The sequence below is a fragment of the Kluyvera chengduensis genome, from assembly GCF_044197065.1.
Classification (GTDB): domain Bacteria; phylum Pseudomonadota; class Gammaproteobacteria; order Enterobacterales; family Enterobacteriaceae; genus Kluyvera; species Kluyvera ascorbata_C.
The window spans coordinates 78,193-95,726 of sequence record NZ_JBIQOI010000001.1 but is presented as its reverse complement, the minus strand read 5'-3'; the positions used below and the strand labels follow the sequence as shown (position 1 = coordinate 95,726).

Here is a 17,534-nt window from a genome sequence, read left to right as displayed (position 1 = left end):
TTATTCCGCGCAGGTGGCAAAGCCTGCCGTCTTTTTCGCATCCACATACGAGTTCGTGCTGCCGCTGGTCTGGTTGTAGCCGCAGTAGTTTGAACCGCATGACGTTTGTGATAGGTAGACATAGGTGCTGGTAGACGGCCAGTTGGTGCTGCTGAAACTATTATGCAGCGCTTTCAAGTCGTTGAGACTTGCCGCCGCATGCAGGTTGCCGCACTGCGCCGCCAGGTCCCAGGTGTTGGCATCGATCGTATGCGCCATTGCCCACGTTTCCCGGTTTATCAGTACTGATAGCGCTGGTGTTCTACCCGACGGTAGCTCCGCCGTCAGCAGCGGCCTGTGCAAGGTTTTGCCATTCGCGCTCACCGTATCGGTCATATTTCCCCAATAATTGGCTTTATCGCTGTCCGGACTGGTTGAGACGGTAAAGATGACATCTAGCTTCGCTGATTTGGTCGCATCATCGACCAGCGCTGCGGTGAGCGTCGTTTTCAGCCCCAGCGTTTTGTTCTGGCTCACGGTAAAGGTCGCCGTACCATCACTCCCCGTCGTGCCGGTTACAAGGCTTGCGGCAGTGGTCATATCGCGAACATCCACAGCTGGCGTCAATTCACTGAGGATCATATCGTCGGCCCCCATGTCCGCCTCAACGTCGCCATCGGTGATGACCACACCCGCACGGTTCAGTGAGTCACTACGGGACAGCGTAAAGCTCTGGTTCGCCAGCGGCTTGCCGTCAGTGCCTTTCACCGTCACGGTGAGCGGAATAACATCACCTTTTTCCACCACCGCGGCCGCTTTCTCATTATCCATCGCGGTTGAGGTTAAGGTAATACTGCCGACCTCAACACGAGGATCAACCAGGCAAACCTGTGCCGCCGTCGAATTTACCGCCGTAGTGGCCGCACTGCCGCCAGAGTTCAGGTTGATAAACTGATATGCCCCGGTGCCAGCCGCTTTATCGGCTGCCCACCAGAATTTATTCGCACCGACGGGCCAGCCATAGCGTGCGCCAATACCACCAGTGGTTCCGATATTATCGATGTAGAGCGTTTGCATATCAGATAATAACGGTTGATAAGCCAGATCGCAGGCACTTCCCCCGGCGCTCTGCGCGCTGGTTGCGGTAATCATTGGCCAGATTTCGTTTTTATAGGTGTAGGTCGACGTATACGCCGCCATCTCTGCCGCCAGTTTTGGACGACGGAACACCACTCCCGCGCTGTTACTTGCCGTTTCCGGCATATGCCCCCAGTAGCTCGCTTTTGGTGTATCTGGACTGGTCAATACGGTGAAAATAGCCGGCCAGGATTGAGTAGAGGCGCTAAGACCATCGATTGACGCCATAATCGGCGTTTCAAAACCAGCCCCTTCATCCTGACTAATCTCAAGCGACAGCGTACCGTCATCGCCTGTCGCGGTATAATATTTCGCGCTACTGGCTCGTCCATCGCCGTGGTCGATCTGGATCATGGCGGCGTTACTGACGTTAACCTCCTGATTCGAGCGCCCAACGCTATCGCCACGGGCAAAAATCACAGGCACATTCCCAACCGGTTTCCCCTCAGCGTCCAGCGTGGTGATCACCACCGGAATGCTCTCGCCCACTTTCACTTTGGCATAGCCTTCACTGGCGTTATATGACGGTGATGTCAACGTCAGCGCCGTTGCCACGGCATGCGGTTCCCGTAAGCAGGAGAAATAGAGTTTTTCACTCCAGAGCTGCGAGGTGATCGCGCTATCCTGCAAGCTGAGTGATTTTACATAGCGGTTTTCCGGAGAGCGGGTGAGATCGACCGTACTGTTCTGATAATCTTTTTCATCCAGCGGCCATCCCTGTTGCTCCCCCATCTTCCCACTCGGATTGGCGGCATACAACGATTGCAGATCGGCCAGCGTTGGCACGTAGGCAGCACCGCATGCCTCTGAAATACCCTGATAATCGACGGTGGCCCAGGTTTCATTGTTTTCCAGGCTGCTGGTCGGCCCACCTGCCGTCACCTCAGCCAGCAGTTTCGGACGCAGGAACACCTTGCCGTTCGCCGCCGTCACGGTTTCCGGCATATGTCCCCACATCGCGGCTTTTCCGCTATCCGGGCTGGTGGCAACGGTAAAAATAGTGTCGATGCTGGCGCTAACGCTGGCGTTATCGTACAGCGCAGCGCTAATCGCCACCTTCGTTCCTGCTGTATTTGGTCGGGTCACGTGGATGATAGCGCTGCCATCGTTACCGGTTATCCCGCCGATACGCGTTGCCGTATCGTTAAGCGACTCACCGTCAATGACGACCGGGGAAACGATGCCGTCACCGCTACCGGCAATATGCCGGACGCCCTGTCGCGTATAACCGTCACCCCGACTCAGAACAAAAGCCGCGCCAGGCAGCGGTACACCGTTGGCATCATTGACGGTCACCTTCAGCGTCAACGTATCACCTTTTTTAACGTAGGCTGCCTGGAGGGTGTCATTCCACTGCGCAGCATCAACCGCTTTAACGGTGATAACGGCAGCCAGCGGGTTGTCTTCAGCCAGGCAACTGGTATACACCGACGCGCTTCCGTTAGCCGTTTGGGTGCCGGTAGCAAGCGACAGCATGTCCCACGACGCGCTGCTGGCAAAGGTTGACGACCAGTAAGATTGCGCGACAGGCCAACCCTTTACACGATGCATCACGCCGCTGCTATTGACGTTATAGAGTGTCTCGAGCTGGTCAATTCGCGGTAAGCGGTTTGCTTCACAGCCTCCCACCGCAGCGTTGCCCAAAGCATCCGCATGGCTGACTCGCGCCCAGGTTTCATTTTCCTCTTCCAGCGTTCGTGTGGTCGTCACTTCGGCCGCCAGTTTTGGCCGCGTAAAGGTCAGCGTATCAACGCTAACAGTGTCAGCCATATGGCCCCACATTTGCGCTTGCGGTGTGTCAGGACTGGTCGGCACCGTGAAGGTGACGCTACGCGCTAGTGCGGCTGTAATCAATGAATTCGCTGGCGCAATATTGAGCGAAGTGAGCAACCCGACGCCCTGGGGTTGTTCGATATCGACGGTAGCAAGACCTTCAGCATCGGTTATGCCCTGGTAAGTCATGGAGGATTGCGATGGCCCATAAGCCGTGCCATCCATCACCAGTGCGCCGTTGCTTGGGTCGGTGAATCCAGTGGTCAGACCCTGACGGTTTTTACCGTAGGTCATCGTAACGGTAAAACCCGCATACGGTACGGTAACGCCATTGAGTACGTTGGTCGAATGCACGTGCAGGGCAATTTTCTCACCCACTTTTGCCGTCATTTTCTGTGCGTTGGTATCGTTGTTAAACCATACCGCGAGCTGCGTGACCAGCTCATTGCCTGAGCAGGTAAGATAATTTGGCTCACTGCCGGTAAACATCGCGTCAGCGCCGCTCGCCAGATCGACCTGAGCAGTTTCGTTTCCGTTGGTGTCTGCCGCAATATAGCGCTGACCGGCCGTCGGCCAACCGTACGTCGTTAGCATGGCGTTCGTTGGGTGAGCGGCGTAAAGGGTATCGAGCGTTTGCTGGGCAGGCACCTGCCCGGTGCCGCACTGACTGGTCGCGGCGGCAACAGAGCTAAAGGTCGCCCAATCTTCATGGTTTTCGATAGCTGAACCGGTCTTCGCCGTGGCTTCACTTGCCAGCAGCGGACGTTTATAAATATTGCCCGCTTCTACTACCCCCTGCATATGCCCATACATCCGCGCCTGTGCAACATTCGGACTGGTGACAACGGTGAAAATCACGTTAGCGCGGGCCTGCGTACCATCGCCCAGCACGACCCGCAGCGGCGTGAGCACACCGGCTCCATCATTTTGAGTAAGTTCAATGGGGAGCTGGCCATCCGCGCCGGTGATCCCATGATAATGATTTGGTGTACCGGAGCCATTCATTCCCACCAGCACCGGATTATCACTCCAGCCGTATTGTGGCGCTTCGGCCTTCGCCTGTTCGCTGGTCTGCCCTTTGCGGTTTTGTTCTTCATCAAGGTAGAGATCAACGTAGCGATACGGCAGCGGTTTGCCGGTCTCTTTCGCCGTGACGGCAATCTTCATGTTGATAGCGCTGCCCACGGGAACTTTCGCCGCATTCAACGTACTATCGATGTTGTCCAGAGTCAGCGTGAGCACCGGCGTGACGGCAGGTGAGGCTTTATCAACGCAACTCAACAGCGAGTCGGTACTGTCGCTCTCTTCCACTACGCTGCGCGCAAGCATATTGACGCCCAGGTGATATCCCGTCAGCGTTCCCTCTGACGATGACCAGTACTCATTATTGCCCGCCACCGGCCATCCCAACGACGTTGCCAGATCGCCACGAGCCACCTTTAGCCCCATCAACTGGCGCGCATCCGGCATAATGGCGCAATGTTCATCGGCCTTCGGCCAGGTGAATAGCGCCCAGTTTTCACCGTTTACCGTCACCGTACCGCTTTCGCCGTCAACCTCCGCCGCCAGTACCGGCCGGTCAAAGGTATAGGTTTCCCCATCAACCTCTGCACTCGATTGCTCCGCCATGTGCCCCCACATATTGGCAGATGGGTTATCGGGGCTGGTGAGCGAGGTAAAAATTACCGTGACGCTTGCGCTCAATTGCGGAGCACCTGCCGGGTAGACCGTCAGCGGCGTTTTAACCCCCGGCCCGCTTCCCTGCGTCACCACGACCGTTGCGCTACCATTAGCATCGGTCACGCCGTGAAACTCCGTCGCCGTTGTCGTTAGCTCGGTGTTTCCCACGTGAACCGGGGCGCTATTGTTGACCACGTCCTGCCGATTGAGCGCATCGCCACGGGTGATGACAAACGCGGTATTCCCCACCGTCGCGCCCTGACAATCGCGCGTGGTAATGGTCAGCGTAATACGCCCTCCCACCTTCGCCTTCGCGGCTTTGAGAGTCTCGTCATAACCTTCCGCAGTGATGGACACCGGGTTGTCCGCAGCGGCGGCAATCGTGACGGGTATTTTTTGAGCCAACAAGGAAACGGTATTGCTAAAGGGTGTGCCAGTAGCCGTTTGCAGGTAAAGCGCAGGCGGCAGCATCGAGGCATCGTCACCCAATTGTGGCCAAACCACAAACTGTCTCCCTGCCATATTCTGCGCACAGAAGGTTTTATTGGCGGCAGGTTGAGGATTGAGTGGCTCATCCGGCGTCTGCGCATTAGCCCATATCAGTGCAACGGTCGGCATCTGGCTCTCCCAACGCAGTGGCGGCACGGCAAAGACATCACCTTCCGCATCAATGGGATTCACCAGCGTCATGCTGCTGGGATTGTCATCCGTGCTGAAATCTCGCGGCATGGCGCTAAAGCTCACAACGTTTGTTTCATCCGCGCGAAGCTGAATACTGCCCTGGTAGACAGGAATCGTGACGCCATCGGCCTGCGGTAAGGTGCCGTTAATCGCCTGCGTTGAGCGGTTCAACTCCTGCCAGGCACCCTGTTTCAAACCCGCAAACGAAGGCGTGACGATAATGCTTGCCATCATCAACCCCATCATCAGTAAGAAACGAAACATCCTGTTCCTGCGCAGCGTGCCAGCCATGAGAAAAATCCACCTGTATTGTTAGCTTTCAACGTCTTTTGCTTAGCCGGTTTGCTAAGCAAAAGACGCGGAAATACCATTCCCTTTCGGGAATGGTATTGGTGCGTATTATTTGCGTTGATAATCGATAGACAGCCCGTAACCCTGGACACCGTCGTTGCCAAGGGTAACGCCACCGCTGTCGCTGTTGTCGAACGACGATTTCGCTTCGGCGTTGGTAACCGGTATGACCAGATCGCTGTTGTTGTGGCTGGAATTGACGATACCGCCAGCGGTGACCAGTTGCAGACTGGTGCCGGTAAATTTCCAGCGATAGTTGTAATCGCTGGTAACGTCTTCACCCGTATCGTAGGTGCTGTTGCCGTTTTTATCTTTCCACAACAGGACTTTATAAGTCGTGTTGGTTTTGAGTTTAGTCGATGTACCCAGCAGGTTGGTTGTCGTACCGGATTCGTAGATAACCACTTTCACATTTTCATCAACCACCGGACCTTCTGGAATATCATCGTCATCAGCGCCACCGCCTGCATTGGTGGACAGGTCGTTGAGCAGTAAGACGCTCGCGATTGCCGGATCACCCGTGGTGGTGGTTGGGGTAATTTTAATACCGAGGTAATAATCTGCGTCATCCGCCTGGATGGTGTAGCTATCTTGCCCGGCCGTACCGCTAATATCCGCTGCGTCCGAACCGTCCTGATTCTTTGAACGCACCCAAACTACCGTCGATTTGGTGGCGGTATTATTGGTATCAAGATCGCCTTCGGTATCCCCTATCGCCCAGTTCACGGTCACTTTATCACCCACGTGGAACTGCTTATCGCCGTCGTTACCGCTAAGCGTACGACTGCCGCGATCGATAGTGACTTCAACGTGGTTTTTGTCGGTCTCGGCCACTTTATCCACCGTTCTCGTGATCCACGGCACGCTCCCCTGAATGGTTCCCGTCGTGTCGGTGACAATTTGCCACTGGCTACTTTTAAGATTGCCATCTGCCGCCATCGCTGGAATGGAACAATACCCTGCAACGACCAGTGCCAACGCAACCTGACTTAACCGCTGTTTAATTTTGACCTGCATAAAGAGACTCCTTTTCCTCAATGAGTTAGCGCCGGACCTCCTGGCCTCTGCACGCTGGTTATTTCTGTTGATACGTTACGCTAATGCCATACCCCTGAACGCCATCCTGAACGCTAGCGCCAAAGCGCTCTGCGGCCTCTTTGTTGGTGGCAGGTAGTTGCAAATCTTCGTTATTGGTATTGGGCTGCGCGCCGGTGTGCCCATGCGCACTCTGACCGGTGAACACCCACTGGTAGTCATAGGCCGCCATCTCTTCGCGGGTCAGCTGTTCTGACATCTGGAAAACGCCATCTTTGTTTTTGTCGCGCCACAAAAGAAACCGGTAGGTATGATTCAACGCAGGATGGGACTTTTCGTTACCGATAAGATTGACTGGACTCTCGGTGTTCGTCTGATAAATCAGCGCATTAAGCTGACCATTGGCCGCATTGGTGAACGTCACATCGACATAGTTACTGTCGCCGTAAACCTCTTCTTTGGCTTTCCAGTGAAAACGTCCCGGTAAGGTACTGGATAGCGTCACCGTGCCCGCTTTTTCATCACGGCTGGCAATAAACACACACGGTTTTTCCGTCGTGCACGGCGCGCTCGCCAGCGTGACTTTTTTATCGTGGCTATCATAAAGCTGAGGCGACATGGTCTTATCTTCAAGCGTATTGCCTTTGCTGTCAGTGGTATCCCCAAACGCATCCGTCAGCGCAAGATCCATCACCACGCCATCATGACCATCAGCCACCGCGCTAGCCGCATGACTATGATCATGACGATCGGGATCGGCGATATTATCGACAATTAACTCGATTTTTCGTCCCTGCTGAACGACTATTTCGACGATGCCAGAGTTCTGCCGATTGCCCTTTTCATCTTCCAGCGTCATCCGAACCTTCCAGCTGTTCAGCGCGGTGCGTTCCGCTTCAGTGCTGCCATTCACCCAGGCTGGCAATACCAGATTCCAGCTATTGTTATTCCCTTCGGTAAGCATATTTGCCTTCACCACCGGCATCACCAGCGTTCGCTGGGCGTTGTTCTTTGCCTGCCATGACGCCGCAATAATCTTGTAGCGATGGTTGATAAGCGCATTGATAGTCCATTGGCATTTTTCAAGGCCAATCGCCGATTCCGGGGTGTCCTGAATAACGCACTCTGGATGTGTATTCGCCGCCGAAGCTTTTAGCCAGAGACTGACATCCAACGGGTCTTTTTCCCGGTATTCCAGAATGATGAAATTATTACGGTCGACAAAATCATGACGACTGCCCATCAGCGAGCGTTGAACGCTGACGTTGTCAGGATCGAGTTGGGCAGCAAGCGGGGCACCAAACTGGTATGTCAGCGCCGCGTTAACGCTAAGGTCGGTGCTATCCCCCGTTCCGGCTTTATAGTCCGCACCCACGGTGATCATCGGGACGGGGGTATAGTTCACGCCGAGCGTCACGGCATGGGGATCTTTTTGCAAATTGTCCTTGCCCATCAACGCGACTTCATCGCCGTAGTACTGTTCATAGACAATTTTGCCACCTAGCTGCGGGTAAAACGGCAGCCACGTTTCGGCACGAACGTCCCAACCCCGCGCCGGACGTTCCTCATAGAACGCAAAGTCAGGGGAGTCCCGCCATTGGGAAAGCGGGTGATAATAGTTGGCAGAGAGCTTGAGGTAATCAGTCCAGGCTTCGCCACCGAGCCCTAAGCGACGATGACCGCGCGTAAAATCATAGTCATAGAAGGAGTTTCCACCTAACAGCCACTGGCCGACATTCTGACGAACGCCCAGCCCAATATTACCGATGGTTCGGTCTTCTTTGCGTTGCATGGATAGCTGACTAAACAGCAGCGTACTTTGGTTATCATAAAGTGGAACAAAATAATCCAGGGTGCTGCCGTCAAAATCGCCTTTATCATTAACGGATAACGTCGTACGTAATTTTCCGTAGGGTGACAATGCAGCATCAAGATAAGATTGAGCTGAAGATGTTAGTTTATTTTGTAAATAGCTTTCCGCCTGAGACTTAAGTGCCTCTGGCGTTAAATTAGTAAATCCTTGAGTTGCCGAGTTAATAAAATAACCACCGCTGCGCTCGGCTACTGTTTTGTTATTTCCAGATGAGGAAGACTTTGCATTATTGTCACTATCCAGATCGGGAAGTTCCTCCCACCGAGGGGGAGGCACGCTTGTACCATCAACGTCCAGGGCTGATGCACTGGCCATCGGCGCAAAGAATATTATTACTAGAAATAATATTATAAAACGAATCCATTCGCACACGCTATATCCTTATAGCTTACATTAACCACAATGTGTTTAATTAAAACTATAGGAGTTTAAAAAAGGAGTCTAGCCATCGGGCCCTAAACAAATTCCGAAAATAAAGCAAATAAGAGATGAGTACAATAATAGTTATTGATACTAACAAAATGAAATAAAAAAAGGTGCATGCGAAAGAGATGCACCTCGAAAAGTTATTTATTATACTTGCGTGAATTCAACCCGTTTTTTTGAAATCAGGCCGTGTCCATTCTGGCAGAAGAAATCAACCGCGCCACAGGCCTTTAATACTTGCAACGGTTTATGGCACTCAGGGCAGCAAGCTTCAAGGGTAAACGTTTTCTCACAATGTTCGCAGTGCGCATGCTCCCCCTGAACCTCCAGCGAGACATGGCAGATAGGACAGATGAATTCCATAACGACTCCTTAAATTCGTTTTTGTGTCTTTATTTTACCACGACTCGATTTAATGTTCCCCGCGCAGCCGCTGCTGGATATACAGCAGCGTTTCCACTTCCACCAGGCGCCGCTGGGTCAGCTTCGCAACTTCCTCCGGCGCTCGGGCAAACAAACTGTGCGGACCGAGGATCTGCTCTGCCAGACAGTGCATATAAACGGCCCCTAAGCGTGTCCAGCATTGAACGGTGTCGCCATCAATCAGCTCGACGCTTTCACCACCAGGAACACGATACTGGCTGATAACCCGCCCATCGCGCAGGATGATACAAATACCTTTGCGTTCCACACCCGGCCCAGCATACTTATTTAGCCAAAGGTTAACCGGAATACTTCCCAGGATTCCTTTGAGATGCGCCTCGCCTTCCGCCGTGACGACGTCGCCACGAGCAATAGGTCGCCCCAGTCTGTCTTTAACCTGTTCTGCCACCAGTTGAATTTCATCACTGCCGCCCAGGTAGCGTACCGTTTCGCGCATCATCGCCAGGACATGAGTGCCAATATCGACAATCACCCCGTCAGGATGGCGAAGCTCGCGGGTATCCGCCTCACCGGTAGCAAAGTTCAGCGCAACGGGTTCACCAGCGGCGTTAAAGCCGCTAGGTTCCAGCAAGAAACCGTCAATACCTACAATATCGTCCAGTGAGCCCACCAGCGGTCCGGTAACGTTAGCAAGGCCTTCAGGCTGCCAGCGGCTATCCATTCTCCCCTGAGCCAGACAAAGTGCACCATCTCGCGCCATCCAGTGATCCAATGCCAGCACGCGTTTGGCATTTTCTGGCAGGGAGAGCAATTCGCGCAGGCGCGCTATTTGTGACAGGCTGGCAACGATCGGTTTTTCCACTACTATCCGCATAATGCCTGAATGCAACGCCGCTTCCAGCGTGGGGAGGTGTTGTAAAGAAACTGTCGTGATAAAAAGGATATCAATCGGCTTTGCCAGCAGCGAGGCGAGGGAATCACATGAGACCACACCGGGGAGCGTCCGCTGAGGATTACTATCGTAGCCCCAACAGGTCATTTCCGCGAAAGAAAGTCGCTGCAGCGCTGGAAGGTAGGCGGTTTCGACGACCGAGCCCAGGCCGATAAATCCGATGTTCATAATGTCGACTCACGTAAAAGAAAAGAGTATTGAGCGCCATTATGCGTTAAAGCCCATCGTGAAAATATGTTCGCGATGGGCTATCAGGAGAAATCACTATGCGTAGGACATGAAGCTGGGTAAGTTAGCGAGCGCTATTCATTGCCCCATTGGTTGAGAAACTCGGCAATATCATCAATACGTTTTGCATCAATGCCGGCTTCCGCGGCCATTTCATGTTGCGCTTCTTCGCTGATCTCTTCGTTGTTCATGAGGCGGGTCAGCAGCAACTGGAAGTAATGTGCTAATGCATCCAGCTCGGATTCGCCAACCGGTTTTGCCGCTTCTGACGCATACTCTTCGGCAATATCATAGTACTTCAATGGGATATCATTATTCATTCGTCGCTCCTGGCGTTAGTCTCATTCTTCGCGGTAGCATAGGTCTCAGACCTTGAGCATTTTTACCGTAGCTTCAATATCAATCTCATCTTCCGAGAAAATGAGCGTCGTGCCCTGGAAAGTGGTGATCGCCAGCTTCTTCAGCGTACGCATTTCACCCGCTTTCCCCGCTGATTTTGGCTTGATGCTGTTCATCAAAAGCCCCACGGACAGCACCGCATTCTCTTTATCAATCGGGGCATCGGCAGGCACTTCCTCGCTGTAAACCAGGAAGGATTTTATCGACGTCAGTTTGATGCGTTCGCCCGCGATATAGATATGTTTGCTTTCCGGGATAACTTTTACCGCGTAAGCAGACAGCCCTTTGTTGTTGGTAGTGGGTTCGAAGGTCACCGCGGCATCTTTCTTAATCAGATCGGGGTTGGCAACCTTAATCACATGAAAATAGCGGTTATCGCCGTTTTCATCTTTGATAAACCCAAAACCTTTATCTTTAAACCAGGTTGTGATTGTTCCGTTCATCGACCTTACCGCCTACTTTAATCGTTTGTTGACTCAATTTTTGCAGCGCGCAGTGTAAAGCACAATGCGTGCACAAACTATGCCTTTGGCTTAAGTCTGGGTGATAATTTTCAGCTACGCGAGCAAACACCGTCATAAGCCGCCGTTTAGGCACATTTATTCTGACCGGGGACGAGAGACATTCAGCGGTCTGACGCCGGATCGCGCTTTTGCTTATCCTGCCAACAATGACCATAAAAAAACCCGCTTTCGCGGGTTTTTTTATGGTCGGCATTGAAAGAATCGCTTATTTGCTCTTCTTAATGTGTCGAATCAGACGCTGACGCTTACGCATCTGGGTTGGCGTCAGCGTATTGCGTTTGTTCGCATACGGGTTCTCGCCTTCCTTGAACTGAATGCGGATAGGCGTACCCATCACGTCCAGCGATTTGCGGAAGTAGTTCATCAGATAGCGTTTGTAGGAATCCGGCAGGTCTTTCACCTGGTTACCGTGGATAACCACAATCGGCGGGTTATAACCACCGGCGTGGGCATATTTCAGCTTCACGCGGCGACCACGAACCAGCGGCGGCTGGTGATCTTCAGTCGCCATGGTCATGATGCGGGTCAGCAGCGCGGTACCCACACGGCGGGTCGAGCTGTCATACGCTTCACGGATAGATTCGAACAGGTTACCTACACCGCTGCCGTGCAGCGCGGAGATAAAGTGTACGCGAGCAAAGTCGATAAAGCCCAGACGGTAGTCCAGGGTCTCTTTCACCTGCTCTTTCACTTCCATGCTCAGGCCGTCCCACTTGTTGACGACAATGACAAGTGAGCGCCCACTATTGAGGATAAAGCCCAGCAGCGACAGGTCCTGATCGGAGATACCTTCACGGGCATCAATGACCAGTAGACAAACGTTAGCGTCTTCAATGGCCTGCAGGGTTTTGATAACGGAGAATTTCTCAACCGTATCCGTTACCTTGCCGCGCTTACGCACGCCTGCGGTATCGATAAGCACATATTCACGCTCATCGCGTTCCATCGGGATATAGATACTGTCGCGGGTGGTGCCCGGCATATCGTAAACCACCACGCGGTCTTCGCCGAGGATACGGTTAGTAAGCGTAGACTTACCTACGTTCGGGCGACCGACGATAGCGATTTTGATCGGCAAGTCTTGCGGGTTGAAGTCGTCTTCCGGCTCTTCTACCTCTTCGCCATTTTCAGCTTCGAATTTCGCCCAATACTCGGCGTCTTCGTCCACTTCTTCCGGCGGGTTGATATCGTCAACAAACGGCAGCAGAACGGTTTCCAGCAGGGTGGTCACGCCACGACCATGAGAGGCCGCAATCGCGTGGATTTCACCAAGGCCTAGCGACCAGAAGTCAGCAACGGCCTGATCCGGGTCAATCCCGTCCGTTTTGTTCGCCACCAGGAAGGTTGGCTTTTCACGAGCACGCAGATGTTTGGCGATGCCTTCGTCCGCAGGCATCAGCCCCGCACGTGCATCAACCATAAACAGCACAACGTCGGCTTCTTCAATCGCCAGCAGCGACTGCTCCGCCATGCGCGTTTCCACGCCCTCTTCCGTGCCATCGATACCGCCGGTATCGATACAGATAAACTCACGCCCTTCAACTTCAGCACGACCGTACTTACGGTCACGAGTCAGACCCGGGAAATCCGCAACCAGCGCATCACGAGTGCGCGTCAGGCGGTTAAAAAGCGTGGATTTTCCAACATTAGGGCGCCCGACAAGCGCGACCACAGGTACCATGTTAAAGCCTCATATACTCAAAATTTTGACAAAATCTATAAATAGCAAACGGCCCCTGAGCATTCAGGAGCCGTCCATTGCTGAATTAATGCCGTTGTTAACGCGTAATCGCGTAAACCGTACCGTCTTTCGCCTGAATCAGCAGTTTACCGTCGGCAACAACCGGGTCCGTCAGGAAGCCCGCGCTATCAACTTTTTGCTGAGCCACGAAACGGCCATCTTCCGGGTTAATCCAGTGCATGTAGCCTTCTGCATCACCCACTACCAGGCTGCCATTATACAGCGCCGGAGAGGTCAGCAGACGGTGCAGCAGATCGCTCTGCGTCCACAGGGTCACGCCACCGTCGGTGGTCAGCGCCAGCAGACGGTCATTCTGGTCAACGATGTAGATGCGGTCGCCGTCAACGATGAAGTCATTCACCGAGCCCAGTTCGCGTTTCCACATAATCTGACCGCTACGCAGATCCAGTGCCGTCAGGTTACCATTGTAGGCTAACGCGTAGACAACGCCATTCACGATAACCGGAGTGGTATCCACATCGCTCAGACGGTCGATTTCAGTCGAGCCTGTCGCCTGAGAGATACGCTGCTGCCAGATCATTTGACCCTGCTGCATCAGTACCGCGCTCACGCGACCGTTATCGCCGCCAACAATCGCCGCGCCATAAGCGACAGCCGGTGCAGATTCGCCGCGCAGAGAGAGTGCTGGCATATCCAGGTTTACCGTCCACTTCACGACACCGCTGTTTTCATCCAGCGCCTGCAGCTGACCGTTGCTGGTGTGAACCAGAACCAGGCCATCGCTGACGGTTGGACGAGAAAGCACTTCGCCTGCTGCCGTGGTTTTCCAGACAACAGCGCCGTCACCCGCATCCAGCGCATAAACCTGCGCTTTTTCGCTGCCCACATACACGTGACCACCGGCAACGGTCAGGCCGCCGGAGAGCAGCGCTGGCTTACGAGAGAACCAGCCGTCTTTTTCTGCCAGGTTAACGGACCACACTTCTTTCCCGTCATCCGCATTCAACGCTTTCACGGTACCTTTACGGTCAGCCGCGTAAACCACGCTGTCCGCATAGGCCGGATGCAGGTTGGAGTAGAAATCACCGATTCCGCTGCCGACGGAGACATCCCATGCGGTAGACGGCGTAAACTGGTTTTCTACGGTTGGCAGAGGAGACATTTTAACAACATCTTCTTCGCCGCTAAACAGTGAACAACCACTCAACAGAGTGACAGAAAGCAGTCCTGGCAAAAGTAATTTACGCAATTGCATCGGGTCCCTCTCAGACGGACAAATTATTAATTTTCATGCGCATCATTTCGCTCAGCGCGGGCGATGCATCGCTCTTAGCGCCAGCTTCCCACGCCGCACGTGCGCCCTGTTTGTCACCTTTACTGAGCAGGATTTCCCCGCGTAAATCAGCAACAATGGCCGTCCAGCCTTCACCCTTCACGCCTTCCAGCGTTTTCAGAGCAACATCTGGCTGCTTCAGCTGTAGCTGAACGCGCGCCAGACGCAGGCTGATAACGGATTTCAGATTATCATCAGATGCGGCTGCCAGGCCCTGCTGCAGCTGTTTTTCAGCCTGAGCAAGGTCGCTTTTATCCACGAAGACCTGAGCCAGTTCCAGAGAAGCAAACGCACCATAGGTGTTTTTGGTCTCTGCGGCAAATTTCTGAGCCGCGGCCAGCGCTTCCGGTTTCCCTGAACTAAGAGAAGAAACGGCATTTTCGTAAGCCGCGGAAGATTCCCGGGCCGAGTCTACCTGATGCGAGTTCCAGTAACGCCAGCCAACCAGCGCACCAATCCCCAAAATTACCCCAACGGCCAGTGCTTTACCGTTTTCGGCAAAGAAGCGTTTAATCGCATCAACCTGATCGTTTTCGTTATTGTAAATTTCCACGCAGCCCTTCTCCTGATAATAATGTCCTGGAGATTACCCCAGAATAGTGCGCAAATGCGCGGCAACGCCTTCCTGCGTTACGGTTGTCTGCTCACCAGAGCGCAAATCCTTCACGACAACAGTGGCTTGCTCAACCTCAGACTCACCCAGAACCAGGGCAATACGTGCACCCCATTTATCAGCGCGCGCGAACTGTTTCTTAAAGTTGCCGCCACCGTGGTTGGTCATCAGTTTTACGCCCGGTAATGCATCACGCACCTGCTCTGCCAGCCCCATAGCGGCTGACTGAGTTCCGGTACCTGAAGCGACCAGGTATATATCGACAACAGGAGAGGCAATAAATTCCGGATTAACTGCCTGAACTAATAAAACAAGACGTTCCAGACCCATCGCGAAGCCTACCGCAGGGGTAGCGCGACCGCCCAACTGCTCAACCAGACCATCATAACGACCGCCGGCACACACGGTACCCTGCGAGCCGAGGCTGTTGGTGACCCATTCGAAAACGGTGCGGTTGTAGTAGTCCAGGCCGCGAACCAGACGCTGGTTAACGGTGTAGGCGATACCGGCAGCATCAAGCTGTGCGCACAGGCCAGCAAAGTGCTCGCGGGATTCTTCATCCAGGTAGTCGCCAAGCGCCGGTGCATTATTCAGCAGCGCCTGAACGTCTGGGTTTTTGGAATCCAGCACGCGCAGCGGGTTGCTGTACATACGGCGTTTGCAGTCTTCGTCCAGCACGTCAACGTGCTGCTCAAGGAAGGACACCAGCGCATCGCGATAGTTAGCACGGGCCTCCAGAGAACCGATGGAGTTCAGCTCCAGATTCACGTGTTCTGCCATGCCCAGCGCACGCCACCAGCGCGCGGTCAGCATGATAAGCTCGGCGTCGATATCCGGCCCCTGCAGGCCAAACACTTCGACACCCAGCTGATGGAACTGGCGATAACGTCCTTTCTGAGGGCGTTCGTGGCGGAACATCGGCCCGATGTACCACAGACGCTGCTCCTGATTGTACAGAAGACCATGTTCGATGCCGGCGCGTACACAGCCCGCAGTACCTTCCGGACGCAGCGTCAGGCTATCGCCATTGCGGTCTTCGAAGGTATACATCTCTTTTTCAACCACGTCGGTCACTTCACCGATAGCGCGTTTGAACAACGGGGTCTGCTCTACAATCGGCAAACGGATTTCGCTATAACCGTAGCTGCCGAGCACCTGCTTGAGTGTGCCTTCAATGCGCTGCCAGATGGCGGTTTCGCCAGGCAGATAATCGTTCATGCCGCGAATGGCTTGAATGTTTTTTGCCACGTTAATTCTCTTTATATATAAAAATGAACCCTCGGCGCGACTGGCGCCTGGGGTTCAATCATACACAGGAAGCAAGCCGCTTCCCATCTCGTTATTTTTCAACCTGCTGAACGTCGATACGACGCGCTTCATCAAGCACCGAGGCTTTCGCACGGATCCTTGCTTCAAGCTGGCTAATCATATCGTCGTTATCAACGCGGTCTTTACGCACGCCGTCTTCATACAGGCCGCTTTTTTTGTTGCCGCCGGTCACGCCCAGCGTCGACACCAGCGCCTCGCCAGGGCCGTTTACCACGCAGCCGATGATCGATACGTCCATCGGGGTGATGATATCTTCCAGACGCTGCTCCAGCGCGTTGACCGTCCCGATAACGTCAAACTCCTGACGTGAACAGGTTGGGCAGGCGATGAAGTTGATCCCGCGCGCGCGGATACGCAGTGATTTCAGAATATCGAAACCGACCTTGATCTCTTCAACCGGATCCGCCGCCAGCGAAACGCGCAGCGTGTCGCCGATCCCTTCGGACAGCAGCAGGCCCAGGCCAATCGCCGACTTCACGGAGCCGCTACGCAGGCCGCCGGCTTCGGTGATCCCAAGGTGCAGCGGTTGATCGATCTGTTTCGCCAGCAGGCGATAAGATTCCACTGCAAGGAAAACGTCGGACGCTTTCACGCTGACTTTGAACTGGTCGAAGTTCAGACGATCGAGGTGATCCACGTGACGCATTGCTGATTCCAGCAGCGCCTGGGGCGTAGGTTCGCCGTATTTTTCCTGCAGATCTTTTTCCAGCGACCCGGCGTTAACGCCGATACGGATAGGGATATTTTTATCGCGAGCACAGTCAACAACCATGCGAATACGCTCTTCGTTGCCGATGTTGCCTGGGTTAATGCGCAGACAGTCAACGCCGTACTCCGCCACTTTCAGGGCGATACGGTAGTCGAAGTGAATATCAGCAACCAGCGGGACGTTAACCTGCTGTTTGATAAGCTTGAAGGCTTCTGCGGCGTCCATCGTCGGCACGGATACGCGAACGATATCCGCCCCTACGCGTTCTAACGCCTTAATTTGATTAACCGTCGCTTCAACGTCTGTTGTGCGCGTATTGGTCATCGACTGTACGGCGATAGGAGCCCCATCGCCGATCGGCACGTTCCCAACGTAAATGCGTGTGGATTTTCTACGTTGAATTGGAGCCTGGTTGTGCATGAAAAA

General features: G+C 53.8%; 12 protein-coding genes. All 12 read right to left on the bottom strand.

Annotated elements, in window-relative coordinates; translation table 11 throughout:
- Positions 1-5,514, bottom strand: coding sequence for an adhesion domain-containing protein (locus tag ACH1XZ_RS00405; RefSeq protein WP_395593883.1), 5,514 nt, complete (start codon positions 5,512-5,514; stop codon positions 1-3).
- Between the two features lie 135 nt (positions 5,515-5,649).
- On the bottom strand, positions 5,650-6,618 hold the full coding sequence (locus ACH1XZ_RS00400) for a SinI family autotransporter-associated protein (protein WP_395593882.1): 969 nt from the start codon (positions 6,616-6,618) through the stop codon (positions 5,650-5,652).
- 58 nt (positions 6,619-6,676) lie between these two features.
- Positions 6,677-8,881 carry an intimin-like inverse autotransporter SinH gene (gene sinH, locus ACH1XZ_RS00395; protein WP_395593881.1) on the bottom strand — a complete coding sequence of 735 codons (2,205 nt, stop codon included), beginning with the start codon at positions 8,879-8,881 and terminating at the stop codon, positions 6,677-6,679.
- 201 nt (positions 8,882-9,082) lie between these two features.
- Complete coding sequence (locus ACH1XZ_RS00390; RefSeq protein ID WP_395593880.1) at positions 9,083-9,298, bottom strand: zinc ribbon domain-containing protein; 216 nt, start codon at positions 9,296-9,298, stop codon at positions 9,083-9,085.
- Between the two features lie 49 nt (positions 9,299-9,347).
- Positions 9,348-10,439 (bottom strand): Gfo/Idh/MocA family oxidoreductase, encoded by a 1,092-nt coding sequence (locus ACH1XZ_RS00385; protein WP_395593879.1) that lies wholly within the window; start codon positions 10,437-10,439, stop codon positions 9,348-9,350.
- 134 nt (positions 10,440-10,573) lie between these two features.
- A complete protein-coding gene (locus tag ACH1XZ_RS00380) occupies positions 10,574-10,819 on the bottom strand; it encodes a YmjA family protein (protein WP_395593878.1) in 246 nt (81 codons plus the stop codon).
- Between the two features lie 45 nt (positions 10,820-10,864).
- Positions 10,865-11,341 (bottom strand): cold-shock protein, encoded by a 477-nt coding sequence (locus ACH1XZ_RS00375; protein WP_395593877.1) that lies wholly within the window; start codon positions 11,339-11,341, stop codon positions 10,865-10,867.
- Between the two features lie 286 nt (positions 11,342-11,627).
- The gene (gene der / locus ACH1XZ_RS00370; RefSeq protein WP_395593876.1) at positions 11,628-13,103 is read right to left on the bottom strand and encodes a ribosome biogenesis GTPase Der; all 1,476 of its coding nucleotides are present in this window, start codon (positions 13,101-13,103) and stop codon (positions 11,628-11,630) included.
- Between the two features lie 97 nt (positions 13,104-13,200).
- Positions 13,201-14,379 (bottom strand): outer membrane protein assembly factor BamB, encoded by a 1,179-nt coding sequence (gene bamB, locus ACH1XZ_RS00365; protein WP_035891399.1) that lies wholly within the window; start codon positions 14,377-14,379, stop codon positions 13,201-13,203.
- Positions 14,380-14,389: 10 nt separating this feature from the next.
- Positions 14,390-15,010, bottom strand: a complete 621-nt coding sequence (locus ACH1XZ_RS00360) for a YfgM family protein (protein WP_395593875.1) — start codon at positions 15,008-15,010, stop codon at positions 14,390-14,392.
- Positions 15,011-15,043: 33 nt separating this feature from the next.
- Positions 15,044-16,318 carry a histidine--tRNA ligase gene (gene hisS / locus ACH1XZ_RS00355; RefSeq protein WP_395593874.1) on the bottom strand — a complete coding sequence of 425 codons (1,275 nt, stop codon included), beginning with the start codon at positions 16,316-16,318 and terminating at the stop codon, positions 15,044-15,046.
- Between the two features lie 91 nt (positions 16,319-16,409).
- The gene (ispG, locus tag ACH1XZ_RS00350) at positions 16,410-17,528 is read right to left on the bottom strand and encodes a flavodoxin-dependent (E)-4-hydroxy-3-methylbut-2-enyl-diphosphate synthase (protein WP_035891392.1); all 1,119 of its coding nucleotides are present in this window, start codon (positions 17,526-17,528) and stop codon (positions 16,410-16,412) included.
- Positions 17,529-17,534 lie beyond the last annotated feature (6 nt).